This is a genomic window from Streptomyces sp. Y7 (assembly GCF_043195415.1).
Classification (GTDB): Bacteria; Actinomycetota; Actinomycetes; order Streptomycetales; family Streptomycetaceae; genus Streptomyces.
Window position 1 is genome coordinate 129,386 of the sequence record NZ_JBIDDQ010000008.1, and the last position, 24,076, is coordinate 153,461.

General features: G+C 68.7%; 20 protein-coding genes and 1 tRNA gene. 3 read left to right on the top strand and 18 right to left on the bottom strand.

The features are described from left to right. Position 1: 1 nt before the first annotated feature. From rpsL to ACGFW6_RS21980, 14 genes are all read right to left on the bottom strand, one after another. A complete protein-coding gene (gene rpsL, locus ACGFW6_RS21915; protein ID WP_003948652.1) occupies positions 2–373 on the bottom strand; it encodes a 30S ribosomal protein S12 in 372 nt (123 codons plus the stop codon). 411 nt (positions 374–784) lie between these two features. Further along, complete coding sequence (locus ACGFW6_RS21920; RefSeq protein WP_393512224.1) at positions 785–1,249, bottom strand: DUF1707 and DUF4190 domain-containing protein; 465 nt, start codon at positions 1,247–1,249, stop codon at positions 785–787. Positions 1,250–1,559: 310 nt separating this feature from the next. Next, positions 1,560–5,459 (bottom strand): DNA-directed RNA polymerase subunit beta', encoded by a 3,900-nt coding sequence (locus ACGFW6_RS21925; protein ID WP_393512226.1) that lies wholly within the window; start codon positions 5,457–5,459, stop codon positions 1,560–1,562. A gap of 98 nt (positions 5,460–5,557) precedes the next feature. Continuing rightward, entirely contained in the window at positions 5,558–9,043 is a 3,486-nt protein-coding gene (rpoB, locus tag ACGFW6_RS21930) for a DNA-directed RNA polymerase subunit beta (RefSeq protein WP_393512229.1), read from the bottom strand. Positions 9,044–9,622: 579 nt separating this feature from the next. Next, entirely contained in the window at positions 9,623–10,006 is a 384-nt protein-coding gene (rplL, locus tag ACGFW6_RS21935) for a 50S ribosomal protein L7/L12 (RefSeq protein ID WP_393512789.1), read from the bottom strand. A 122-nt stretch (positions 10,007–10,128) separates the two neighbouring features. Continuing rightward, the gene (rplJ, locus tag ACGFW6_RS21940; protein ID WP_380853549.1) at positions 10,129–10,659 is read right to left on the bottom strand and encodes a 50S ribosomal protein L10; all 531 of its coding nucleotides are present in this window, start codon (positions 10,657–10,659) and stop codon (positions 10,129–10,131) included. Positions 10,660–10,941: 282 nt separating this feature from the next. Further along, positions 10,942–11,790 (bottom strand): hypothetical protein, encoded by an 849-nt coding sequence (locus ACGFW6_RS21945; protein WP_393512232.1) that lies wholly within the window; start codon positions 11,788–11,790, stop codon positions 10,942–10,944. A 107-nt stretch (positions 11,791–11,897) separates the two neighbouring features. After that, positions 11,898–12,713, bottom strand: coding sequence for a hypothetical protein (locus tag ACGFW6_RS21950; protein ID WP_393512235.1), 816 nt, complete (start codon positions 12,711–12,713; stop codon positions 11,898–11,900). A 130-nt stretch (positions 12,714–12,843) separates the two neighbouring features. Continuing rightward, positions 12,844–13,569 (bottom strand): 50S ribosomal protein L1, encoded by a 726-nt coding sequence (rplA, locus tag ACGFW6_RS21955; protein ID WP_393512238.1) that lies wholly within the window; start codon positions 13,567–13,569, stop codon positions 12,844–12,846. An 80-nt stretch (positions 13,570–13,649) separates the two neighbouring features. Then, positions 13,650–14,084, bottom strand: coding sequence for a 50S ribosomal protein L11 (gene rplK, locus ACGFW6_RS21960; RefSeq protein WP_028805116.1), 435 nt, complete (start codon positions 14,082–14,084; stop codon positions 13,650–13,652). Positions 14,085–14,344: 260 nt separating this feature from the next. Then, positions 14,345–14,872, bottom strand: a complete 528-nt coding sequence (locus tag ACGFW6_RS21965; RefSeq protein ID WP_393512241.1) for a hypothetical protein — start codon at positions 14,870–14,872, stop codon at positions 14,345–14,347. A gap of 263 nt (positions 14,873–15,135) precedes the next feature. Then, positions 15,136–15,954, bottom strand: a complete 819-nt coding sequence (gene nusG, locus ACGFW6_RS21970) for a transcription termination/antitermination protein NusG (RefSeq protein ID WP_393512244.1) — start codon at positions 15,952–15,954, stop codon at positions 15,136–15,138. Positions 15,955–16,034: 80 nt separating this feature from the next. Continuing rightward, positions 16,035–16,319, bottom strand: coding sequence for a preprotein translocase subunit SecE (gene secE, locus ACGFW6_RS21975; RefSeq protein WP_380853560.1), 285 nt, complete (start codon positions 16,317–16,319; stop codon positions 16,035–16,037). Positions 16,320–16,427: 108 nt separating this feature from the next. Beyond that, positions 16,428–16,500, bottom strand: a tRNA-Trp gene (locus tag ACGFW6_RS21980). 284 nt (positions 16,501–16,784) lie between these two features. Between ACGFW6_RS21980 and ACGFW6_RS21985 the strand changes: the two genes are divergently transcribed. After that, positions 16,785–18,011, top strand: coding sequence for a pyridoxal phosphate-dependent aminotransferase (locus tag ACGFW6_RS21985; protein WP_393512248.1), 1,227 nt, complete (start codon positions 16,785–16,787; stop codon positions 18,009–18,011). Between the two features lie 123 nt (positions 18,012–18,134). After that, on the top strand, positions 18,135–19,172 hold the full coding sequence (locus ACGFW6_RS21990; RefSeq protein WP_393512250.1) for an adenosine deaminase: 1,038 nt from the start codon (positions 18,135–18,137) through the stop codon (positions 19,170–19,172). 273 nt (positions 19,173–19,445) lie between these two features. Here ACGFW6_RS21990 and ACGFW6_RS21995 read toward each other — a convergent pair whose 3' ends face one another. After that, positions 19,446–20,042: a TetR/AcrR family transcriptional regulator gene (locus tag ACGFW6_RS21995; RefSeq protein WP_393512253.1), complete on the bottom strand. Its 597-nt coding sequence runs from the start codon at positions 20,040–20,042 to the stop codon at positions 19,446–19,448. Positions 20,043–20,149: 107 nt separating this feature from the next. Between ACGFW6_RS21995 and ACGFW6_RS22000 the strand changes: the two genes are divergently transcribed. Next, positions 20,150–20,782: an NAD(P)-dependent oxidoreductase gene (locus ACGFW6_RS22000; RefSeq protein WP_393512256.1), complete on the top strand. Its 633-nt coding sequence runs from the start codon at positions 20,150–20,152 to the stop codon at positions 20,780–20,782. 172 nt (positions 20,783–20,954) lie between these two features. On the opposite strand, the gene ACGFW6_RS22005 is transcribed toward ACGFW6_RS22000, so the two are convergent. From ACGFW6_RS22005 to ACGFW6_RS22015, 3 genes are all read right to left on the bottom strand, one after another. After that, positions 20,955–22,010: a UDP-N-acetylmuramate dehydrogenase gene (locus ACGFW6_RS22005; RefSeq protein WP_393512259.1), complete on the bottom strand. Its 1,056-nt coding sequence runs from the start codon at positions 22,008–22,010 to the stop codon at positions 20,955–20,957. An 86-nt stretch (positions 22,011–22,096) separates the two neighbouring features. Then, positions 22,097–22,477 (bottom strand): DUF3291 domain-containing protein, encoded by a 381-nt coding sequence (locus ACGFW6_RS22010; protein WP_393512262.1) that lies wholly within the window; start codon positions 22,475–22,477, stop codon positions 22,097–22,099. 67 nt (positions 22,478–22,544) lie between these two features. Next, positions 22,545–24,005: a DHA2 family efflux MFS transporter permease subunit gene (locus ACGFW6_RS22015; RefSeq protein WP_393512265.1), complete on the bottom strand. Its 1,461-nt coding sequence runs from the start codon at positions 24,003–24,005 to the stop codon at positions 22,545–22,547. Between the last annotated feature and the right edge of the window lie 71 nt (positions 24,006–24,076).

A 24,076-nucleotide genomic window follows, 5' to 3' on the forward strand; every position in this document is an offset into this window, starting at 1 on the left:
CTTACTTCTCCTTCTTGGCGCCGTAGCGGCTGCGGGCCTGCTTGCGGTTCTTCACACCCTGGGTGTCAAGGGAACCGCGGATGATCTTGTAGCGAACACCCGGCAGGTCCTTCACACGGCCACCACGCACGAGCACGATGGAGTGCTCCTGCAGGTTGTGTCCCTCACCCGGAATGTAAGCGGTGACCTCGATCCCGCTGGTCAGACGCACACGCGCGACCTTACGCAGGGCCGAGTTCGGCTTCTTCGGGGTGGTCGTGAACACACGCGTGCAGACGCCACGACGCTGAGGGGAACCCTCGAGTGCGGGCGTCTTGTTCTTCTCGACCTTGTCCTGCCGGCCCTTACGGACCAGCTGCTGGATCGTAGGCACTACTTCTCCGGTTTCTGTGTGCCGAATGGTGAAGCTAACCTGGAACGTCGCCGACCCACGCGGTCGGGTGTGTCGAATCCGGCGGACTCCCGCCGCGAGGCGAAAAGAGCACAGATTGCGGTGGCCGCTCACAGCTCGTTATGCGGTTGAAGGCACGCACGAGAGCCAGGGCACACCCCAGGCACAAGGTCTGAGCGTACCTACCTCATTCGCTGCGGTCAAAACAAATGAACCTCGCCCGCATCGCCATACGGCCGATGTCAAGACCACGCGGCGGGTTTGATCTTCGAATCCACCTCCCGCCGAAGTGAGCGACGGTGCGGCGACGCCCCCGAAGGGGCGCGGGGAACCACGCGACCAGCGACGACGAAGCCCGCCCACGGTCACGTCCGCACGGCACCCCGCGGAGCACTACGCGGAGACCGCCGCGGCCACCAGCATCAGCGTCAGCAGGACCGCCCAGGCCGCGTTCGACAGCCACCCGAGCACCAGCCCGGTCAGGGCGAGCCCGTCACCGCCCTCCCCGGTCCGCCGTATCTCGGCACGCGCCGCGTGTCCGAGGACCACGGCCGGGATGCCGGTCAGCCCGAAGCTCACCAGGCACAGCACACCGCAGACGACCGAGCCGACCGCTTTGCCGTTGGTCTGCGGCCGGGCGACCGGCAGGAAGGTCCGCGGCACCGGCGTCACGGGGGCCGGCAGCGGCATCGGGCCCTGGGGCAGGTCCGCGACGAGCAGAGCCAGATCCCCCACCGTACGGGCCGTATAGGCGCGGGCGACCCGCTTCTCGAACTCGGGCTGCTCCAGCCGCCCCTCGCCGTACCCGGCCCGGAGCACGTCCACGGCCCGCTCGCGGTCGGCGTGCGAGGCGAGCATCCCCGCGGCGGTGGGCCCGGGCCACGGCTGGGGAGGCCCGCCGCCCTGCCACGGCTGCGGGACGCCCTCGGCGTGCCACGGCCGCGGTGGGCCGCTCCCCTGCCCCGGCTGCCACGGTTGCCCGGGCCTCCACGACGGTTGCCCCATGAAGAGCACCTCCCCCGTACTGGTCGGAGTCTCTCCATGATGCGCCGAACCGGCATTCCAGGCATCGGGGTCCACCCCGATAAAACCCCGACACTTCCGGGAACGCCGAAGGGCGGCCACCCCGGGAGGTGACCGCCCTTCAGTGCGTCAAGCCGACGCTCGCTTACTGGTTGTACGGACCGTAGTCGTAGTCCTCCAGCGGAACGGCCTGGCCGGAGCCGGTGCCGAACGGCGAGTAGTCGATGTCGTCGTAGCCGACGGCCGAGTACATCGCGGCCTTGGCCTCCTCGGTGGGCTCCACCCGGATGTTGCGGTAGCGGGACAGACCCGTACCGGCCGGGATGAGCTTACCGATGATGACGTTCTCCTTGAGGCCGATGAGGCTGTCGGACTTGGCGTTGATCGCCGCGTCCGTCAGGACTCGGGTCGTCTCCTGGAAGGAGGCGGCCGACAGCCAGGATTCCGTCGCCAGCGAGGCCTTGGTGATACCCATCAGCTGCGGACGACCGGAGGCCGGGTGACCGCCCTCCTGGACCACACGACGGTTCTCGGTCTCGAACTTCGAGCGCTCGACCAGCTCGCCGGGCAGCAGCTCGGCGTCGCCGGACTCGATGATCGTCACACGGCGCAGCATCTGCCGGATGATGATCTCGATGTGCTTGTCGTGGATCGACACACCCTGCGAGTTGTAGACCTTCTGGACCTCGCCGACCAGGTGGACCTGGACGGCACGCTGACCCAGGATGCGCAGCACGTCGTGCGGGTTGGTGGCACCCACGGTGAGCTTCTGGCCCACCTCGACGTGCTCGCCCTCGCTGACCAGGAGTCGGGCACGCTTCGAGATCGGGTACGCCGTCTCGTCGCTGCCGTCGTCCGGGGTGACGACCAGCTTCTTCGTCTTCTCGGTCTCCTCGATCCGCACGCGGCCGGTGGCCTCGGAGATCGGGGCGACACCCTTCGGGGTACGGGCCTCGAAGAGCTCGACGACACGCGGCAGACCCTGGGTGATGTCGTCACCGGCCACACCACCGGTGTGGAAGGTACGCATCGTCAGCTGGGTACCGGGCTCACCGATGGACTGGGCGGCGATGATGCCGACCGCCTCACCGATGTCGACCAGCTTGCCGGTGGCCAGCGAACGGCCGTAGCACATCGCGCAGGTGCCGACCTGGGACTCGCAGGTCAGGATCGAACGGGTCTTGACCTCCTCGACACCGTGGTGCACCAGCTGGTCGATGAGCACATCGCCCAGGTCCACGTTGGCCGGCGCGATCACCTTGCCGTCGATGACGACGTCCTCGGCGAGCATGCGGGCGTAGACGCTGGTCTCGACGTCGTCCGCCTTGACCAGAACGCCGGCGGCGTTCTTCGAGGCGATCCGCAGCTTCAGACCGCGCTCGGTGCCGCAGTCCTCCTCGCGGATGATGACGTCCTGGGAGACGTCCACCAGACGACGGGTCAGGTAACCCGAGTCGGCGGTACGAAGGGCGGTGTCCGCCAGACCCTTACGGGCACCGTGCGTGGAGATGAAGTACTCCAGCACGGACAGACCCTCACGGAACGAGGCCTTGATCGGACGCGGGATCGTCTCGTTCTTGGCGTTCGACACCAGACCACGCATACCGGCGATCTGACGCATCTGCATCATGTTGCCTCGTGCACCCGAGTTCACCATCATGAAGATCGGGTTGGTCTTCGGGAAGTTCTCGTTCATGGCCTCGGCAACCTCGTTGGTCGCCTTGGTCCAGATCGCGATGAGTTCCTGGGTGCGCTCGTCCTTGGTGATCAGACCGCGCTCGTACTGCTTCTGGACCTTCTCGTCCTGCGCCTCGTAGCCGCGGACGATCTCCTTCTTCGCCTCGGGAACGACGACGTCGGAGATGGCCACGGTGACACCGGAACGGGTCGCCCAGTAGAAGCCGGATGCCTTCAGGTTGTCGAGCGTCGCCGCCACGATGACCTTGGGGTAGCGCTCGGCGAGGTCGTTGACGATCTCGGAGAGCTGCTTCTTGCCGACCTCGTAGTCGACGAACGGGTAGTCCTCGGGCAGCAGCTCGTTGAAGAGCGCACGGCCCAGGGTCGTCCGCAGACGGAACGAGTCACCCTGCTGCCACTCCGGCTCGCCCTCCTCCTGCGCCGGCGGCATCCAGCCGCGGGGCGGGATGGTGCCGACCGGGAAGCGGATGTCGATCTTCGACTGGAGCGAGAGCTCGCCCGCGTCGAAGGCCATGATCGCCTCGGCCACGGACGCGAAGGAGCGGTCCTCGCCCTTGACGTTCCGCATCTCGGAGTCGGTGGTGAGGAAGAACAGACCGAGGACCATGTCCTGGGTCGGCATCGTCACCGGACGACCGTCGGCGGGCTTGAGGATGTTGTTCGAGGACAGCATCAGGATGCGGGCCTCGGCCTGCGCCTCCGCGGACAGCGGCAGGTGCACGGCCATCTGGTCACCGTCGAAGTCCGCGTTGAACGCGGTGCAGACGAGCGGGTGGATCTGGATGGCCTTGCCCTCGACCAGCTGCGGCTCGAAGGCCTGGATGCCGAGGCGGTGCAGGGTGGGAGCACGGTTCAGGAGAACCGGGTGCTCGGCGATGACCTCTTCGAGGACGTCGTACACGACCGTGCGGCCGCGCTCCACCATGCGCTTGGCGCTCTTGATGTTCTGCGCGTGGTTCAGGTCGACCAGGCGCTTCATCACGAACGGCTTGAAGAGCTCCAGCGCCATCGCCTTGGGCAGACCGCACTGGTGCAGCTTCAGCTGCGGACCGACGACGATCACGGAACGCGCGGAGTAGTCCACACGCTTACCGAGCAGGTTCTGACGGAATCGACCCTGCTTACCCTTCAGCATGTCGCTGAGGGACTTCAGCGGGCGGTTACCGGGACCGGTGACCGGGCGACCACGACGACCGTTGTCGAAGAGGGCGTCGACGGCCTCCTGGAGCATGCGCTTCTCGTTGTTCACGATGATCTCGGGCGCACCGAGGTCGAGAAGGCGCTTCAGTCGGTTGTTGCGGTTGATCACACGGCGGTACAGGTCGTTCAGGTCGGAGGTCGCGAAGCGGCCACCGTCCAGCTGCACCATCGGGCGAAGGTCCGGCGGGATGACCGGCACGCAGTCGAGCACCATGCCCTTGGGGCTGTTGGAGGTCTGCAGGAAGGCAGACACGACCTTCAGCCGCTTCAGCGCACGGGTCTTCTTCTGACCCTTGCCGGTGCGGATGATCTCGCGGAGCTTCTCGGCTTCCTCGTCGAGGTCGAAGGACTCCAGGCGCTTCTGCAGCGCCGCGGCACCCATCGAGCCGTCGAAGTACGTGCCGAAGCGGTCACGCAGCTCGCGGTAGAGGAGCTCGTCGCCCTCCAGGTCCTGGACCTTGAGGTTCTTGAACCGGGTCCAGACCTCGTCGAGGCGGTCGATCTCGCGCTGCGCACGGTCGCGCAGCTGCTTCATCTCACGCTCGGCACCCTCGCGCACCTTGCGGCGCACGTCGGCCTTGGCGCCCTCGGCCTCCAGCTCGGCCAGGTCGGTCTCGAGCTTCTTGGCGCGGGCCTCCAGGTCGGCGTCCCGGCGGTTCTCGACCTGCTGACGCTCCACGGAGACGTGCGCCTCCAGGGAGGGCAGGTCGCGGGTACGGCGCTCCTCGTCGACGAACGTGATCATGTACGCCGCGAAGTAGATGACCTTCTCGAGGTCCTTGGGAGCCAGGTCGAGCAGGTAGCCCAGCCGGCTCGGGACACCCTTGAAGTACCAGATGTGCGTGACGGGCGCGGCCAGCTCGATGTGGCCCATCCGCTCACGACGCACCTTGGCGCGAGTCACCTCGACGCCGCAGCGCTCACAGATGATGCCCTTGAACCGGACACGCTTGTACTTGCCGCAGTAGCACTCCCAGTCCCGGGTCGGACCGAAGATCTTCTCGCAGAAGAGTCCGTCCTTTTCGGGCTTGAGGGTGCGGTAGTTGATGGTCTCGGGCTTCTTGACCTCGCCGTGGCTCCACTGACGGATGTCGTCAGCGGTGGCCAGACCGATCCGGAGCTCATCGAAGAAGTTGACGTCGAGCACTATGCGTCAATCCCTCTCAGGGTTGTAAGTCTTGGGGTCTGAAACGGGGGCCTGGGGGTCGGCGGGGCCCTGTGGGTGAGGGCCCCGCCGGACTCCCGTCAGACCTCTTCGACGCTGCTCGGCTCGCGCCGGGACAGGTCGATGCCGAGCTCCTCCGCAGCGCGGAAGACGTCCTCGTCGGTGTCACGCATCTCGATGGACATACCGTCGCTGGACAGCACCTCCACGTTCAGGCAGAGCGACTGCATCTCCTTGATGAGCACCTTGAAGGACTCGGGGATGCCGGGCTCGGGGATGTTCTCGCCCTTGACGATGGCCTCGTAGACCTTCACGCGGCCGGTGACGTCGTCGGACTTGATGGTCAGCAGCTCCTGGAGGGCGTACGCGGCGCCATAAGCCTCCAGCGCCCACACCTCCATCTCGCCGAACCGCTGGCCACCGAACTGGGCCTTACCACCCAGCGGCTGCTGGGTGATCATGCTGTACGGACCGGTCGAGCGGGCGTGCAGCTTGTCGTCGACCAGGTGGTGCAGCTTCAGGATGTACATGTAGCCGACGGAGATCGGGTCCGGGAACGGCTCACCCGAGCGACCGTCGAACAGTCGCGCCTTACCGGTCGGGAGCACCATGCGCTCGCCGTCGCGGTTGGGGATGGTGTGCTGGAGCAGACCCGCGAGCTCGTCCTCACGCGCACCGTCGAAGACCGGGGTGGCGACGTTGGTGCCGGGCTCGACGCTGTCGGCGCCGATCACCTGCAGGCGCTGCGCCCACTCCTCCGCGAGGCCGGAGACGTCCCAGCCGCGGCTGGCGAGCCAGCCGAGGTGGATCTCCAGGACCTGTCCCGGGTTCATTCGGGACGGGACACCCAGCGGGTTCAGGATGATGTCGACCGGAGTTCCGTCCTCGAGGAACGGCATGTCCTCGATGGGCAGGATCTTGGAGATGACACCCTTGTTGCCGTGACGGCCGGCGAGCTTGTCACCGTCGGTGATCTTGCGCTTCTGCGCCACGTACACGCGCACCAGCTGGTTCACACCGGGGGGAAGCTCGTCGCCCTCCTCGCGGTCGAAGACGCGGACGCCGATGACCTTGCCGGTCTCGCCGTGCGGCACCTTCAGCGAGGTGTCACGGACCTCACGGGCCTTCTCACCGAAGATCGCGCGCAGCAGGCGCTCCTCGGGGGTCAGCTCGGTCTCACCCTTCGGGGTCACCTTGCCGACGAGGATGTCGCCGGCGATGACCTCGGCACCGATGCGGATGATGCCGCGCTCGTCGAGGTCGGCGAGGACCTCCTCGGAGACGTTCGGGATGTCCCGGGTGATCTCCTCGGGGCCGAGCTTGGTGTCACGGGCGTCGACCTCGTGCTCCTCGATGTGGATCGAGGAGAGGACGTCGTCCTGCACGAGGCGCTGCGACAGGATGATCGCGTCCTCGTAGTTGTGACCCTCCCACGGCATGAACGCCACGAGCAGGTTCTTGCCCAGCGCCATCTCGCCGTTCTGGGTGGCGGGACCGTCGGCGAGCACCTGGCCCGTGATGATCCGGTCGCCCTCGTTGACGATGACCTTCTGGTTGACCGAGGTGCCCTGGTTGGACCGGGAGAACTTGGCCAGGCGGTACGTGATGTACGTGCCGTCGTCGTTGGCGGTGGTGATGTAGTCCGCGGAGACCTCCTGGACCACACCGTCCTTCTCGGCCTTGACCACGTCACCGGCGTCGACGGCGGAGCGGTACTCCATGCCGGTGCCGACGAGCGGGGACTCCGACTTAATCAGCGGCACGGCCTGACGCATCATGTTCGCGCCCATGAGGGCACGGTTGGCGTCGTCGTGCTCGAGGAACGGGATCATGGCGGTCGCGACCGACACCATCTGGCGCGGCGAGACGTCCATGTAGTCGACGTCCTCGCCACCGACGTAGTCGACCTCGCCGCCACGGCGGCGGACCAGGACGCGGGCCTCGGCGAACCGCATGTCGTCGTTGAGCGTGGCGTTGGCCTGCGCGATGACGAAGCGGTCCTCCTCGTCGGCGGTCAGGTAGTCCACCTCGTCGGTGACCTGGCCGTCGACGACCTTGCGGTACGGCGTCTCGACGAAGCCGAACGCGTTGACCCGGCCGTAGGAGGCGAGCGAGCCGATCAGACCGATGTTCGGGCCTTCGGGCGTCTCGATCGGGCACATGCGGCCGTAGTGGGACGGGTGCACGTCGCGGACCTCGAAGCCGGCCCGCTCACGGGACAGACCACCCGGGCCGAGCGCGGACAGACGACGCTTGTGCGTCAGCCCGGACAGCGGGTTGTTCTGGTCCATGAACTGCGACAGCTGGCTGGTGCCGAAGAACTCCTTGATGGAGGCGACGACCGGCCGGATGTTGATCAGGGTCTGCGGCGTGATCGCCTCGACGTCCTGGGTCGTCATGCGCTCACGCACGACGCGCTCCATACGAGCCAGACCGGTGCGGACCTGGTTCTGGATGAGCTCGCCGACGCTGCGCAGACGACGGTTGCCGAAGTGGTCGATGTCGTCGGTCTCGACGACGATCGTCTGGCCGTTGTCCGCGGCCGTCTCGGTCTCGCCGGCGTGCAGCTTGACCAGGTACTTGATCGTCGAGATGACGTCCTCGACGGTCAGGACGCCCGCGTCGAGCGGAGCCTCCGCACCCAGCTTCTTGTTGACCTTGTAGCGGCCGACCTTGGCGAGGTCGTAGCGCTTCGGGTTGAAGTACAGGTTCTCCAGAAGCGTCTGCGCGGCCTCACGCGTGGGGGGCTCGCCCGGACGCAGCTTGCGGTAGATGTCGAGCAGCGCGTCGTCCTGGCCCTGGGTGTGGTCCTTCTCCAGGGTGGCGCGCATGGACTCGTACTCGCCGAACTCCTCGAGGATCTGCTCGGTCGTCCAACCGAGAGCCTTGAGCAGGACGGTCACGGACTGCTTGCGCTTGCGGTCGATACGGACACCGACCATGTCGCGCTTGTCGATCTCCATCTCCAGCCAGGCACCCCGGGACGGGATGATCTTGGCCGAGAAGATGTCCTTGTCGGACGTCTTGTCGATGGAGGAGTCGAAGTAGACACCGGGGGAACGGACCAGCTGCGACACCACGACACGCTCGGTGCCGTTGATGACGAAGGTGCCCTTGTTCGTCATGAGCGGGAAGTCGCCCATGAAGACCGTCTGGGACTTGATCTCACCGGTCTCGTTGTTGGTGAACTCCGCCGTCACGAAGAGCGGGGCGGCGTAGGTGAAGTCGCGCTCCTTGCACTCGTCGATCGAGTTCTTCGGAGGCTCGAAGCGGTGGTCCCGGAACGTCAGCGACATCGACCCGGAGAAGTCCTCGATCGGGGAGATCTCCTCGAAGATCTCCTCGAGGCCGGACTTGGTGGGGACGTCCTGACCGGACTCCAGAGCCTCCTCGACCCGACTCTGCCAGGCGGTGTTCCCGAGCAGCCAGTCAAAGCTCTCGGTCTGCAGCGCGAGCAGGTTGGGAACCTCGAGGGGCTCCTTGATCTTTGCAAAGGAGATGCGCAGCGGGGCGGTGCTGGCGCCGTTGTTCATATTCGCGGTCGAGGCGTTGCGCGAGGCGGCCAAGAGGGGGTCCTTCCGAGGGCTCGGACTCACTACGCGCGTACCGGCCCCTCACCGGCGCACAGAGACAGGGGTTTCCTTGTCCAACCAAAGAATGGCCAGGTCAGGGATGGTCCGGTCATCGATGCTCAAGCGAGGGCATGCCCCTGGTGACGGGCAGGGGACAGCTAACAGGCAGCGCAAAGGGTCAGTGTAGCCACTTGGCACACTGATGTCCAGTGCGGGTTTTTCGCGACCCTCGTTGTTCTCAACGCCCTCGGCATGCTCGCCCTCAATGCACGTTGATACTGCCCTCTTCGTCGCCGATCCATGCCTCGGATTCGGATCCTTGTGGCGACGCGTCCTGAGAATTGCGCGCTGCGTGCGGTTCGTCAAGGCCCCCATGCCCGAACCCTGGGGGCCCGGAGACACGACGAAGATCACCATACCCGCCGCCGTAGCGGGCGCAAGGCAACCGTGGCCGCGCCCCCAGGAACGCCGAAGAGCGACCACCCGAATGGATGATCGCTCTTCGATGCGACTGCGTTACAGCCTCAGAAGGCCGGATTCTGCAGCGCTACGGCCGTACTCGGCCGAGAGGTGTTACTTGACCTCGACGGAGGCGCCGGCGCCCTTGAGGGACTCGGCGGCCTTCTCGGCGGCGTCCTTGGCGACCTTCTCGAGAACGGGCTTCGGGGCGCCGTCCACGAGGTCCTTGGCCTCCTTCAGACCCAGGGAGGTCAGCTCACGCACGACCTTGATGACCTGGATCTTCTTGTCGCCGGCACCCGTGAGGATGACGTCGAACTCGTCCTTCTCCTCGGCCTGCTCGGCCGGGGCGGCCGGGCCGGCCGGGCCGGCAACGGCGACGGCGGCAGCGGCGGTGACGTCGAACTTCTCCTCGAACGCCTTCACGAACTCGGAGAGCTGGATGAGGGTCATGCCCTCGAACTCGGCGAGCAGTTCGTCCTGGGTGAGAGCCACGATGGCTTTCCTTCCACTAATTTCGGCTGGTGCCGGATGTACATGTCTGGCGGGCGTACGTTCGGCCCGCTACGACCACTGCCTCAGGCGAGCTGCCTCAGGCGGCGATCATGATGCGAGCCGAGTTACTCGGCACCGCCCTGCTCGTCCTGCTTGGCGCGAAGCGCGTCCACGGTGCGGACGAGCTTCGACGGGAGCGCCTGGAAGACCTGAGCAGCCTGGGTCTGCTTGCCCTTCAGGGCGCCCGCCAGCTTGGCGAGCAGAACCTCGCGGGACTCGAGGTCCGCAAGCTTCTTGATCTCGTCGGCGGACAGCGCCTTGCCGTCAAGGACACCGCCCTTGATGACGAGGTTCGGGTTGTCCTTGGCGAAGTCACGAAGACCCTTCGCCGACTCCACCGGGTCACCGGTGACGAAGGCGACCGCCGTCGGACCGTTGAACAGGTCGTCAAGCGTGTTGATCCCGGCCTCGTTGGCCGCAATCTTGGTCAGCGTGTTCTTCACCACGGCGTACTGGGCGTTCTCACCGAGCGAACGACGCAGCGTCTTGAGCTGCGCCACGGTGAGACCCCGGTACTCGGTCAGCACAGCGGCGTTCGAGCTGCGGAACTGCTCCGTCAGCTCGGCTACCGCGGCAGCCTTGTCGGGCCTTGCCATAGAGCGTCGGCCTCCTTCCGGGTGATGGGACCGCTCAGAAGGGGCTGGGAAAACGAAACGCCCCGGCGCAGGCGCACGGGGCGTAGCTCGACCGGGCATTCACAGCGTGAGCAGCGAACTCCGGGAGCACTTCCACAGTCACCTGCGCGGGTCGTCCGCAGTTCAGCGGATCCTTCGGCCACCGTGCTCTCTTACGAGGACACGGCAACGACCAGCGGTCTTTGGCTTCTGTAGGAGAGTACGGGACACGGTCACCGTCAGGCAAATCGGTCCCCGCGCTCGTCAGCTCCCCTTCTTCTCCAGCGGCTTCCGCAGGTCAGCGGTGTCGTCGGGGCGGGGGGCGCGGATCGTCACCGGCCTGTCGTCGAGGAGGGTGACGGTGAGATCGAGCTCACCGTGCCGGCCGAAGCCCTGGGTGCGCAGCCGTCGGACACGGTCGTCGCCGTCGATCCAGACGTCGAGGGTGAGCTCGTCGACGCCGGCCTTCTCGTACTGGTCGAGGCTGCGCTCGCGGCCCTCGCGGGCGGCCTTGTCCTCGACGTCCGCGAGCGAGGCGCGCAGCTCGTCGACAGCGGCCGTCCCCGTGTAGTGCGTGGTGTCGCCGCCGTCGATCTCCTCGTCGCCGACCCGCTTCACGTCCGGGGCACCGGCCAGGAAGGCGGCCTCGCGGGCCGGGTTGCGGGTGACGGAGTCACGCAGCGCTCCGACGTCCATGCGCAGACCGCCGTGGGTGGTGAAGTGGGCGGCCGGGCCGTAGCTGATCCAGTGCCGGCCACCGATCTCCCCGGCCATGTCGCCGGTCGCGCTGCCGTACAGCACCCCGTCGACCAGCCGCAGCTCGGTCTCGCCGCGCTCCGCGCCGCTCAGGGTCGCGGTCCGCAGGCTGCCCGTGACCGGCTTCGTGCGGACGGTTCCCTCGTCGGCTATGCGTCCCCGCTCCGGGAAGCGGCCGGTCACCTTGTAGTGCAGCGACGTGACGTTCTCGGTCTCCTCCACGGCACGCGCGACGGCGTCGGCGGCCGAGGTGCCTCCAGCGGTCCGTTCGGCGCCGGCTCCGGTGGCGCAGCCGGCGAGGAGCAGCACGGCGGCGGGCACGCCGGCCCGCGCGGCGGCACGTACGGAAAGCCTCATCGAATTCCCCCGGGGAACGCTCGGCCGGCGCACGGTGAGCGCACAGCAAGATCGGGAGCGTAGCCCAGCAGGCCCGACCGGTCCTGCGCATATGTACGCGCGCGGACTCAGGAGGCGCCGCCGAGAGTCCCCTCCTTCAGCAGTTTCTCCAGGTCCGCGGTGTCCCCCGCCGGGGGCCTGGCGACCGCGGCCTTCACGCCGTAGTCGCTGTAGTACGCGGTCTGGGTCAGCTGCCCCGTGGCCGTGCTGCCCTTCTCGACCTTCTTGACCAGCAGGTCCCGGTCGTCGACCCATATGTCGACGGTCTGCGACATGGCGCCCGCCGCCTGGACCGTGCCGGAGTAGCGCGTGGTGCGCTCGCCGCTCACGGTCTCCTCGCCGACCTTGCGCACGTCCGCGGAGGACAGCAGCAGCTTCACGGAGGTGTGCGGGGCGTTGCCGCGCATCTGGTCGGCGAGATCGGCGCCGGAGCTGCCGGCGAGCCGCTCCAGGTCGTCGTAGGCGTACTTGATCCAGTGCTTGCCGCCGGTCTTCTCGGCGAACGCCTCGCCCATGCGGGCGTAGTAGGCGTCGGGGAGATAGCGGGCCTGCATCGAGGTGGTGCCGAGGCGGCGCATCGTCTCCGCCGTGGTGCCGCCGGTGTACGTGATCGTCAGGGCGCCGGTGAGGCCGTCGTGCCAGGCGAGGGTGCCGTGGGCCTTCATGGACAGGGCCGAGCCCATCGTGGTCGTGGAGCGCACGCGCGCGGACTCGGCGCCGTCGGTGGACCGCTCGACGGTGCGCAGGGCGGCCGTGACGGCACCTGAGGGCGCCGGGCGGTCCCGCTCCTCGGAGCCGTCGGACGAGGTGCAGGCGGCCAGGGCCGCCGACGCGGTCAGCAGCGCCGTCCAGAACGCCGACCGGCGCGCCCTCGTGCTCGTCATCCGTCCCCCCAGTGCGAATCCCGTGAATGCACGTTAACCCAGGGCACTGACACACGGGGGCGGGAAAGGGGACGGGCCCCGCACCCGGGAAGGGTGCGGGGCCCGTCGTCGAGCCTGGTGAGCCGTTGGCTCAGACCGCGGCCGGGTCCTCCTCGACGAGGAGGTTGCGGGTGCGGTTGGGGTCGACCGGAATGCCGGGGCCCATCGTGGTGGTGATGGCGGCCTTCTTGATGTAGCGACCCTTGGCGGCGGACGGCTTCAGACGGAGGATCTCCTCCAGCGCGGCGCCGTAGTTCTCCACCAGCTTGGAGTCCTCGAAGGACGCCTTGCCGATGATGAAGTGCAGGTTCGAGTGCTTGTCGACGCGGAACTCGATCTTGCCGCCCTTGATCTCGGTCACGGCCTTGGCCACGTCCGGGGTCACGGTGCCGGTCTTCGGGTTCGGCATCAGACCACGCGGGCCGAGGACACGGCCGAGGCGGCCGACCTTGCCCATGAGGTCCGGGGTGGCGACGACGGCGTCGAAGTCCAGACGGCCCTTCGAAACCTCGTCGATCAGTTCGTCGGCACCGACGATGTCGGCGCCCGCGGCACGTGCGGCCTCGGCACGGTCACCGGTCGCGAAGACCAGGACCCGGGCGGTCTTACCGGTGCCGTGCGGAAGGTTCACGGTGCCACGGACCATCTGGTCGGCCTTGCGCGGGTCGACACCCAGGCGGAAGGCGACCTCGACGGTGCCGTCGAACTTGGTCGTGGACGTCTCCTTGGCGAGACGGACGGCCTCGAGCGGGGCGTAGAGCTTGTCCCGGTCGACCTTGGCGTCCGCAGCGCGGAGAGACTTGCTGCGCTTGCTCACTACTGCTCCTGTGTTGTCTTAGGAGTTGTGGTCCGGGCCGAGCAGGCCCCGCCACTCACTTCTGCTGGGGAGGGTTGAGGTCAGCCCTCGACCGTGATGCCCATGGAACGGGCGGTGCCGGCGATGATCTTCGCGGCGGCGTCCAGGTCATTGGCGTTGAGGTCGGGCATCTTGGTGGTGGCGATCTCGCGGACCTGCGCCTCGGTGATCTTGGCGACCTTGGTCTTGTGCGGCTCGCCGGAGCCCTTCTCGACACCAGCAGCCTTGAGGATCATCTTCGCGGCCGGCGGGGTCTTGGTGATGAAGGTGAAGGAACGGTCCTCGTAGACCGTGATCTCCACCGGGATGACCCAACCACGCTGCGACTCGGTCGCGGCGTTGTAGGCCTTGCAGAACTCCATGATGTTGACGCCGTGCTGACCCAGCGCGGGGCCGACCGGCGGAGCCGGGTTGGCCGCGCCGGCCTGGATCTGGAGCTTGATAAGCCCCGTGACCTTCTTCTTCTTGGGAGGCATGCTCTCTCCGGGTCCTTAGTGAGAGGTGTTCCGCCGCCATCCGTACCGCTGGTCACCTTCAACGGCGAACGTCCGGATCATCCGGATGGAGGCATACCGCACAACGATAACGGGTAACGCGTCAGGGCCAAAACCGGCAGCTCAGGCCACCGGTCGCCCGCCCCCTGACAGCGGTCGGCCCCCGGCGGCCCGTGCCCCGGACAGGAACGGGCCCCGGCCGCCGCGCGTCGGCCGGGGCCCGCAAGGGGGCGAGAGCGGGCTCAGCAGCGCTTGGCCGTGGTGGCCTGGCCCGGCACGGGGTCGCCGGGGGCACGCAGCGTGCCGATGGCCGAGGTGCACTCGCTGATCGTGTCGGCGGGGAAGGACCAGAACTCCTGGCTGTTGGTGGCGTTCCACCAGTCCTGGCCGACGACCTCGTCACGGGAGTAGCTGTAGACGCCGGTGCTGACGTCGTAGTCCTTGATCTTGTCGCGGAAGCTCTGCCAGACCCAGACGTAGCCGTAGTTGGCCTTGCAGCTGGGCGAGTAGAACTGCTTGACCGAGGCGGCGTGCACGCCACCGCGGTTGATGTAGGCGGTGGCGCCGATCTGATAGGCGTCGGAACAGACGCCGGCCGCCTGCGCCTTGGTGCTCAGCGGGTTGCCCGCCTCGGACGGGGCGGCCGAACGGGCGGTCGGGTTCTGCTTGTTGGGCGACGGGGCGGGTCCGGTGCCGGCCACCGCGGAGGTCGTCGGCAGCAGGACACAGGCGGACGCGGCCGCCACGACCAGGAGGGTGCGAGTGCGCATGAGGAAGGTCCCCCACTTCTCGGTCGGTGCGCGGGCAGCGAGCAGCGCAGGGCAAACCACCACAAAGAGTTGGAGATCACCGTGAAGAACGCTGTCCACGCGTTTCGGTCATCAAGTCAGACCGGCAGGGGCCGCCGATGGTTGTGGTGCACCACACATTTAATGGGAAACGGCGTCGGGCATCCGCCGACGCATACGACGAAAGGGCCTTCCACCAGCGGAGTCCGCCGGTGGAAGGCCCTTCGTTCAGAGCTGCTGTGCCGCTAGTTCTTCTGGATCTGGTCGAAGGAGAGCTCGACCGGCGTCTCGCGACCGAAGATCTCCACGAGGCCCTTGACCTTCTTGGAGTCGGCGTTGATCTCGTTGATCGTGGCCTGGAGCGTGGCGAACGGGCCGTCGGTGACGGTGACCGAGTCGCCGACCTCGAAGTCCAGGACCTGGACCTCGACCTTGCGCTGCGGGGCGGGCTTGCCCTCGGCCTCGGCGGCCTCGCGGGCGGCCTTCTCCTCGGCCTCCGGGGCGAGCATCTTGACGATCTCGTCCAGGGTCAGCGGGTACGGGTCGTAGGCGTTGCCCACGAAGCCGGTGACGCCGGGGGTGTTGCGGACGACACCCCAGGACTCGTTGGTCAGGTCCATCCGGACCAGCACGTAACCCGGCAGCTTGTTCTGCTTGATCGTCTTGCGGTCGCCGTTCTTGATCTGGACGACCTCTTCCTGCGGCACCTCGGCCTGGAAGATGTAGTCCTCGACGTTCAGCGAGACGGCGCGCTGCTCCAGGTTGGTCTTCACGCGGTTCTCGTAACCGGCGTAGGTGTGGATGACGTACCACTCGCCGGGCAGCGTCCGAAGCTCCTCGCGCAGGGCGGCGATGGGGTCGACCGGCTCGGTCTCCTCCTCGGCGGGCTCTTCCGCGTCCTCGGCGTCCTCGACGTGCAGCGCGGCCTCCTCGGCCGGCTCGCCCGCCTCGGCGTCGGCCACCTCGACCTCGTCCAGGTCCTCGTCCGCGCCCTCGACGATGTCGAGCTCGTCTTCCACGGACTCGTCCGGCTCGACGGCGTCGTTCAGGTTCTGGTCAGACACGGTGGCTGCTTCTTCCTGGATACAAGGGGTGGAACATGCGAAAAGGGGCGCCGGTAACCACGGCGCCCTTCGCTGTCGGCTCAGCCGAAGACGTACTTGGCGGCGTGGTCGAGCCCATAGTCAATCACGGTCACCAGGGCGATCATGATGGCGACGAAGAAGATCACCACGGTGGTGTACGACGTCAGCTGATTGCGCGTCGGCCAGACGACCTTGCGCAGCTCCGCGACGATCTGGCGATAGAAGAGGGCAAGCCGCTTCAGCGGGCCCTTCTTCGCGCGCTTACCGCCCTTGCGGGACTTCTTCTTTTCCTGCGCCTCATCCTGGGCGTCAGGCGTATCGATGGAGCCCACGGCGTCCGCCATCCGTCCTCACCTGATCCCGGGTCGTGGCCGTGCCGCGCCCGGTCTGAGCCGCACGGCGTTGCAATGCTGTACGTACATGCGCACACATCCTGGCGAAGGTGTGTGTAGCAGGGCCGGAGGGACTTGAACCCCCAACCGCTGGTTTTGGAGACCAGTGCTCTACCAATTGAGCTACGACCCTTTGTGTGTCCCCCAACGTACCGCATCCGGTCGAGTGCTCGCTGTGCACCGTGCGACTGCGGGCTGCTGAAGGCCAACGAGGTGAGAGTGTACGTGGTCCTGGGCGCGCCGTCGAACAGAAAGTGCCCGATGGGGGCTTGATAGGCGAAAGATCGCCGGGAGTTCGGCGGGGCCGCACCGCAAGATCGCCCAGGCCGCGGGCCGGATCCGTACGGATGTTCAGCCGATGTTCAGTCCGTGAAACCCGCGTGCCGCGCGCGTTTCCTGTCTGAAACGATGGGGCCCATGAGCGCTGCAACCCCTTCCACCGAGCGCCGGGTCTCCGCCCGAGTCGGCGCGATCTCCGAGTCCGCCACTCTCGCCGTGGACGCCAAGGCCAAGGCCCTCAAGGCCGCCGGGCGTCCGGTGATCGGCTTCGGCGCCGGTGAGCCCGACTTCCCGACCCCGGACTACATCGTCGAGGCCGCCATCGAGGCGTGCAAGAACCCGAAGTTCCACCGCTACACGCCGGCCGGCGGTCTGCCGGAGCTGAAGTCCGCGATCGCCGCCAAGACGCTGCGCGACTCCGGCTACGAGCCCGACGTCTCCCAGATCCTCGTCACCAACGGCGGCAAGCAGGCCATCTACGAGGCCTTCGCCGCGATCCTCGACCCGGGCGACGAGGTCATCGTCCCGGCGCCGTACTGGACGACGTACCCGGAGTCGATCCGCCTCGCCGGCGGTGTCCCCGTCGAGGTCGTCGCCGACGAGACCACGGGCTACCGCGTCTCCGTGGAGCAGCTGGAGGCGGCCCGCACCGAGCGGACGAAGGTCGTCCTCTTCGTGTCGCCGTCCAACCCGACCGGCGCCGTCTACACCGAGGCCGAGACCGAGGCCATCGGCCGCTGGGCCGTCGACAACGGCCTGTGGGTGCTGACCGACGAGATCTACGAGCACCTGGTCTACGGCGAGGCCGCCGCGGTCTCCCTGCCGGGGCTCTTCCCCGAGCTGCGCGACAAGTGCATCGTCGTCAACGGTGTCGCCAAGACGTACGCCATGACGGGCTGGCGGGTCGGCTGGGTCATCGGCCCGAAGGACGTGGTGAAGGCCGCGACCAACCTGCAGTCCCACGCGACGTCCAACGTCTCGAACGTGGCCCAGGTGGCCGCCCTCGCCGCCGTCTCCGGCGACCTGGACGCGGTCGCGAAGATGCGTGAGGCCTTCGACCGCCGCCGCAAGACGATCGTGCGGATGCTCAACGACATCGACGGCGTGGTCTGCCCCGAGCCCGAGGGCGCCTTCTACGCGTACCCGTCGGTCAAGGCGCTGCTCGGCAAGGAGATCCGCGGCAAGCGCCCGCAGAGCAGCGTCGAGCTGGCCGAGCTGATCCTGGAGGAGGCCGAGGTCGCGGTCGTCCCGGGTGAGGCGTTCGGCACGCCGGGCTATCTGCGGCTGTCGTACGCGCTCGGTGACGAGGACCTCGTCGAGGGCGTAAGCCGGATCCAGAAGCTGCTCGCGGAGGCCACGGACTGACATCCGCCCTCCGCCCACGGGGCCACCTCCGGTTTCGGAGGTGGCCCCGTTTGTTTGTGCGAGCAAGACCACTAAAGGGGAAACCGCTACCGGGACGGCGCGGGCGTGCGGCAGGATCCTGGAATGGAGCGTGTACGTGATGTCTCTGAACTGCCGAAAGCCCATCTGCACCTGCACTTCACCGGCTCGATGCGGCCGACGACCGTGCTGGAACTGGCCGACAAATACGGTGTGCGCCTGCCCGAGGCCCTGACCGACGCGCTGACCAGTGGGGAGCCTCCGAAGCTGCGGGCGACGGACGAGCGCGGCTGGTTCCGCTTCCAGCGCCTGTACGACGCCGCGCGCTCGTGCCTGCGGGAGCCGGAGGACATCCAGCGGCTGGTCAGAGAGGCCGCGGAGGAGGACCTCAGGGACGGCTCCGGCTGGCTGGAGATCCAGGTCGACCCGACGTCGTACGCGCCCCGGCTGGGCGGTCTGATCCCGGCGCTGGAGGTCATCCTGGACGCGGTGGAGACGGCGTCGCGGGACACGGGGCTCGGGATGCGCGTGCTGGTCGCCGCGAACCGTATGAAGCACCCGCTGGACGCCCGCACGCTGGCGCGGCTCGCGGTGCGCTACGCCGACCGCGGCATCGTCGGCTTCGGGCTGTCGAACGACGAACGCCGCGGCATGGCGCGGGACTTCGACCGTGCCTTCCACATCGCCCGCGAGGGCGGCCTGCTGTCGGCCCCGCACGGCGGCGAGCTGACCGGACCGTCCTCGGTCCGCGACTGCCTGGACGACCTGGACGCGCACCGGATCGGGCACGGGGTGCGGGCGGCGGAGGACCCGCGGCTGCTGAAGCGCCTCGCCGACCGGGGCGTGACGTGTGAGGTGTGCCCCGCCTCGAACGTCGCCCTCGGCGTCTACGAGAAGCCCGAGGACGTCCCGCTGCGGACCCTGTACGACGCGGGTGTGCCGATGGCCCTCGGCGCCGACGACCCGCTGCTCTTCGGCTCGCGGCTCGCCGCCCAGTACGACCTCGTGCGCCGCCATCACGCCTTCACGGACGAGGAGTTGGCGGAACTGGCCCGGCAGTCGGTGCGCGCCTCGGCCGCACCCGAGGACGTGAAGGGCAAGCTGCTGGCGGGCGTGGACGACTGGCTCACCCAGCCCGTGTAGGAGCGGGCTCACTCGGCCCGTCCAGGAGCAGGCTCACCCGGCCCACGCAGGAGCGGGCTCACTCGGCCGGTCTAGGAGCAGGCTCACCCGGCCCACGCAGTGACGGCTCGCCCAACCCGCGCAGGGACGGCTCGCCCAGGCCGTCGCACTCGCGAGGCCGGTCGGCTCGTCCGGTCCGCGTCGGGACCGGCCGGCCCGGACCGCCTCGGGACCGGCTGGCCCGGACCGCCTCGGGACCGGCTGACCGGTCCGCCTCGCTCGCGGGGCCGGTGGTCAGTCGGCGATGCCGGCGAGGAGCGTGCGGGCCAGCCGGGCGGCGAAGTCGTCCACGGGCGGCCGTACCGCCTCCCTGGTCGCGTCGTAGGCGAACGCCCGCTGCGCGCAGGCCCCCATCAGCAGCGAGGCCGCGGCGAACGTGTCCGCGTCCGTGCGGACCCGGCCCATCTCCTGCTCGGCCCGCAGATAGGTGTCGAGCTCCTGGATCGGTACGTGCGGGCCGGCCCCCATCTGCCGTACGGCGTCGTCGTGCCGCCGCTTGAGCTCGGTCTGCGCGTACAGCGACGCCGCGATCGGGAAGCTCTGCTCGTAGAACAGCGCGGCCTGACGGGCGATCTCGGTGAGGTTCTCCTCCAGGGAGTGCCGGCCGGGCTCGGCCGCGAGGCCGCTGAGCAGCGGGCGCAGCGGGGGCAGCCGCTCGGTGAGCACCTGGATGAAGAGCTCCTCCTTGCTGGCGAAGTGCTTGTACAGCGCCGCCTCGGAGCACCCGGCCGCCCGCGCGATCTCCTTCGTCGTGGCCCGCGCCAGCCCGACACTGAGCATCAGGTCGTGGGCGGCGTCGAGCAGTCGAACGCGGGTGGGTCGGTTCTCCATGAATCGTCCAATCGCCCTTGACGGGTGGGTGAGTACTTACTCACTCTAGAGGAGATGGGGGTGAGTGAATACTCACCCACCCGAATCCCACCCCTACGGGAGACCTCATGAAACTCACCGTCCTCGGTGCCACGGGAGGCATCGGCAAGGAGATCGTCCGTCAGGCGCTGGACGCCGGTCACGAGGTCACGGCCGTCGTACGGGACCCCGCTCGCTTCCCCGTCACCGGCGACCGGCTGGAGGTGTTCCGCGCGGATCTGACCGACCCGCAGGCGTTGCGCCCCGCCGTCGCCGGACGGGACGCGGTGCTGTCCGGGCTCGGTGCCCGCAGCCGCAAGGACGCGGGGATCGCGGCGCGTCTGACGCGTACGGTGCTCGGTGCCCTGGAGGCGGAGGGGGTGCGGCGGCTGGTCGTGGTGAGCGCGGCGCCGGTCGGCCCCGAACCTGACGGGGACGGCATCGTCGACCGGGCGGCGCGCGGCATCGTCTCGGCTGTCCTGAAGGACATCTACGCCGATCTGCGGGAGATGGAGGCCGAGTTGGCCCGCAGCGCCACGGAGTGGACGGTCGTACGGCCGCCCCGCCTCCAGGACAAGCCGCTCACCGGCTCGTACCGCAAGGTCCTGGGCGGGTTCCCGGCCCGGGGCCGCTTCCTGGGACGGGCCGATGCGGCGCACGCCATGCTGGCGGCGGTCACGGACCCGGCCACGGTGAAGCAGGGCGTGGGCGTCGCCTACTGAGGCGTGGGCGTCGCCTATTGAGACGGGCCGCGCCCCGCGAACGCGCGCTGGAGGCAGACATGCCCCCTGTGAACGCCCGCTGGGGGCTGCCGTGCCGACGCGAACCCTCCTAAGAGGCTGCGTGCACCCGCGAACCCGGGCGAGCGGCTGCCGTGCCCCCGCGGAACGCGCGCTAGAGGCTGACGCCGACCGTCACCGGCTCGTTGACCAGCGTGATGCCGAAGGTCTCGCGGACGCCGGCGACGACCTCACGGGCGAGCGCGAGGAGGTCCTCGGTGGTCGCCTCACCGCGGTTGGTGAGGGCGAGGGTGTGCTTGGTGGAGATACGCGCGGGGCCCGTGCCGTACCCCTTGGTGAAGCCCGCCTTGTCGATGAGCCAGGCCGCGGAGGTCTTGATGTGCCCCTCCCCCGCCGGGTAGGCGGGCGGCTCGGCGCCGTCGCCGAGGTGCTCGCGCACGCGTGCGTGGAACGCCGCGAACTGCTCGTCGGTGAGGATCGGGTTGGTGAAGAACGATCCGGCCGACCAGGTGTCGTGGTCCTCGGGGTCCAGCACCATGCCCTTGCCGCTACGGAGCTTCAGCACCGTCTCCCGGGCGGCGGCCAGGGGCACGCGGTCACCGGCCTCGACGCCGAGGGCGCGCGCGGTCTCGGCGTACTTGACCGGGGCGGAGAGCCCGTCGGCGTCCTCCAGCCGGAAGCGGACGCGCAGGACGACGTAGCGCTCCGGGTCGGCCTTGAAGCGGCTGTGGCGGTAGGAGAAGGCGCAGTCGGCGTTCGGGATCACGACCGTCTCGCCGGCCCGGCGGTCGTACGCGATCACCTCGGTGATCGTCGAGGAGACCTCCTGGCCGTAGGCGCCCACGTTCTGGATCGGCGTGGCGCCCGCGGAGCCGGGGATTCCGGCGAGGCACTCGACTCCGGCGAGCCCGGCCTCGACAGTGCGAGCGACGGCGTCGGTCCACACCTCGCCGGCGGCCAGTTCGAGTGTGGTGCCCTCCAGCTCGACGCCCTTGGTGGCGATGACGAGCGCGGTGCCCGCGAAGCCCTTGTCGCCGATGACCAGGTTCGATCCGCCGCCGATCAGCAGCAGCGGGGTCCCGGTGGCGTCGGCCTCGCGCACGACGTCGATCACGTCGGCGTCGGAGGTGGCGGTGACCAGGCGGGTGGCCGGGCCGCCCAGCCGGAAGGTGGTGAAGGGGGCGAGGGGGGCGTCGTGGAGTTCCTGCACGCGCTCAAGACTACGAGACGGCACCGACAGCCCCGGCACCCCTGTGGAGTGCCGGGGCCGATACGCGCTCCACGCGCGCGTGGCGTTCAGGTCAGCCGTCGCAACGCCTCCGCCCAGTCGAGCGGAAGCTCGTCGCTCGGCACCTGCCAGGTGGCGAACTTCGCGTCCCGCATCTGCGCCGCCAGCCCCCGTGAGGTCGGGGCGTGGGTGCCGGAGCGCGCGAAGTCCTTCAGCGCCGCGGGCGACTCCCAGGCGGACAGCGTCCAGAAGGTCCGCTTGAAGGGCTCGGCCTTCAGGGAGGCGCCGTACGCGCCGGGCGCCCGGCTCACCTGCCACCACACGCCGGGCGTGCGGGCCAGGAAACGGAACGCTCCCCAGAGGGTGCGGGTCTCGAAGCGGGAGGCGAAGACGTGCGCCTCGGTGCCGGGCGGTGCGGGGTTCGGGACGGTCCAGGGAAGGGTGGGCATGACTGCTCCTCGGGTCCTCGTGGTCCGGATTCGGTGCCCTCGATGAGGTGGAGCCAGGGCGGACGGATCAGCCTGCGGCCGTCTCCAGCACCCGCTTCGGGGCCTGCTCGGCCTCGCTCCCGGCCGCGCCGGCACGTCGCCGGGACGGGATGATCAGAGCCGCGACGCCGGCGAGGGCGACGACGGTGCCGCCGGTGACCAGTGCGGGCCGCAGGCCGTCGACGAAGGTCTGGCCGGTCTCGTAGCCGCCCTGCGCGGAGAAGATCGACGCCATGACGGCGATGCCGAGCGCGCCGCCGACCTCGCGCAGGGCGTTGTTGGCGCCGGACGCGATGCCCTGCTCCGAGGCGCGGACGCTGGACATGACCAGGTGGGAGGCCGGGGCGAAGAACAGGGCCATGCCGACGCCGCTGATGATCAGGCCGGGCAGCTGGGCGGCGTAGGAGACGTCGACGGTGACCACGGACGCCAAGTAGGCGAGGCCGGCCGCCTGGAGGAACAGGCCGGTGGCGACGACGGGCCGGCCGCCGATGCGGTCGGCGAGGATGCCGGCGATCGGCGCGACGAGCATCGGCATACCGGTCCACGGCAGCATCCGCAGCCCCGCCTCGGTCGGCGAGTAGCCGAGCACGATCTGCATGTACTGGCTGAGCAGGAAGATCGACCCGAACATGCCGAGGAACATCAGCATGCTCGCGGCGTTGATCCCGGAGAACGCCCGGGAGCGGAACAGCCGCATCGGCAGCATCGGGTTCTTGGCGCGGGTGCTGTAGAGGACGAACCCGACGAGCAGCGCGCCTCCGGCGAACAGGCCGGTCAGGACCAGACGTCCGGTCCAGCCGTCGGCAGGGCCGCGCACGAGCCCGTACACGATCCCGAACAGGCCGCCGCTGGCGAGCAGGGTGCCGGGGATGTCGAGCCGGGCGCCGGCGCCGTACGACTCGGCCAGGCGCAGGCGGGCCAGCGGCAGCAGGGCGATGCCCAGCGGAACGTTCAGCCAGAAGATCCACTGCCAGGAGATGTGCTCGGTGAGGCTGCCGCCGACCAGCGGCCCGGAGGCGATCGCGAGCCCGTTGACGGCGCCCCAGATGCCGTACGCCATCCCGCGCTTGGCGGCGGGCACCGCCGCCGTCAGCAGGGTCAGCGTCAGCGGCATCATGATCGCCGCGCCGGCACCCTGCACCGCGCGGGCGGCGATCAGGGAGTCGATGCCGGGCGCCAGGGCCGCGGCGGCGGACGCGACGGTGAAGATCGAAATGCCGACGAGGAAGAGCCTGCGGCGGCCGAAGCGGTCGCCGAGGGCCGCGCCGAACATCAGCAGGACGGCGAAGGTGAGTGTGTACGCACTCACCGTCCACTCCAGGTCGTGCAGCGCTCCGCCCAGGTCCTCACGGATGGAGGGCAGTGCGGTGGTGACGACGAGGTTGTCGAGTGCCGCCATGAACCCGGCGACGCTGGTGATGACGAGAGCCCATACGGCCCCGCCCGGGCGGGTGGCCCGCGCGTTCTGATCGGTGTGGTGTGACATCGCTCCCCCTGGGGTGATGCGTTCCGCCTGCATGGATAGTTATCGATCACTAACTTTCGCGGTCATAAAAA

Coding starts and splice junctions, on each gene's coding strand:
- ACGFW6_RS22010 (WP_393512262.1), bottom strand. CDS start 22,477: ATGCCCACCCTTCCCTGGACCGTCCCGAACCCCGCACCGCCCGGCACC.
- ACGFW6_RS21995 (WP_393512253.1), bottom strand. CDS start 20,042: ATGGAGAACCGACCCACCCGCGTTCGACTGCTCGACGCCGCCCACGAC.
- ACGFW6_RS21985 (WP_393512248.1), top strand. CDS start 16,785: ATGAGCGCTGCAACCCCTTCCACCGAGCGCCGGGTCTCCGCCCGAGTC.
- rplJ (WP_380853549.1), bottom strand. CDS start 10,659: ATGGCAAGGCCCGACAAGGCTGCCGCGGTAGCCGAGCTGACGGAGCAG.
- ACGFW6_RS21965 (WP_393512241.1), bottom strand. CDS start 14,872: ATGCGCACTCGCACCCTCCTGGTCGTGGCGGCCGCGTCCGCCTGTGTC.
- ACGFW6_RS21950 (WP_393512235.1), bottom strand. CDS start 12,713: ATGACGAGCACGAGGGCGCGCCGGTCGGCGTTCTGGACGGCGCTGCTG.
- ACGFW6_RS21990 (WP_393512250.1), top strand. CDS start 18,135: ATGGAGCGTGTACGTGATGTCTCTGAACTGCCGAAAGCCCATCTGCAC.
- rplK (WP_028805116.1), bottom strand. CDS start 14,084: ATGCCTCCCAAGAAGAAGAAGGTCACGGGGCTTATCAAGCTCCAGATC.
- ACGFW6_RS21945 (WP_393512232.1), bottom strand. CDS start 11,790: ATGAGGCTTTCCGTACGTGCCGCCGCGCGGGCCGGCGTGCCCGCCGCC.
- secE (WP_380853560.1), bottom strand. CDS start 16,319: ATGGCGGACGCCGTGGGCTCCATCGATACGCCTGACGCCCAGGATGAG.
- ACGFW6_RS21920 (WP_393512224.1), bottom strand. CDS start 1,249: ATGCTCGCCTCGCACGCCGACCGCGAGCGGGCCGTGGACGTGCTCCGG.
- ACGFW6_RS22000 (WP_393512256.1), top strand. CDS start 20,150: ATGAAACTCACCGTCCTCGGTGCCACGGGAGGCATCGGCAAGGAGATC.
- ACGFW6_RS22015 (WP_393512265.1), bottom strand. CDS start 24,005: ATGTCACACCACACCGATCAGAACGCGCGGGCCACCCGCCCGGGCGGG.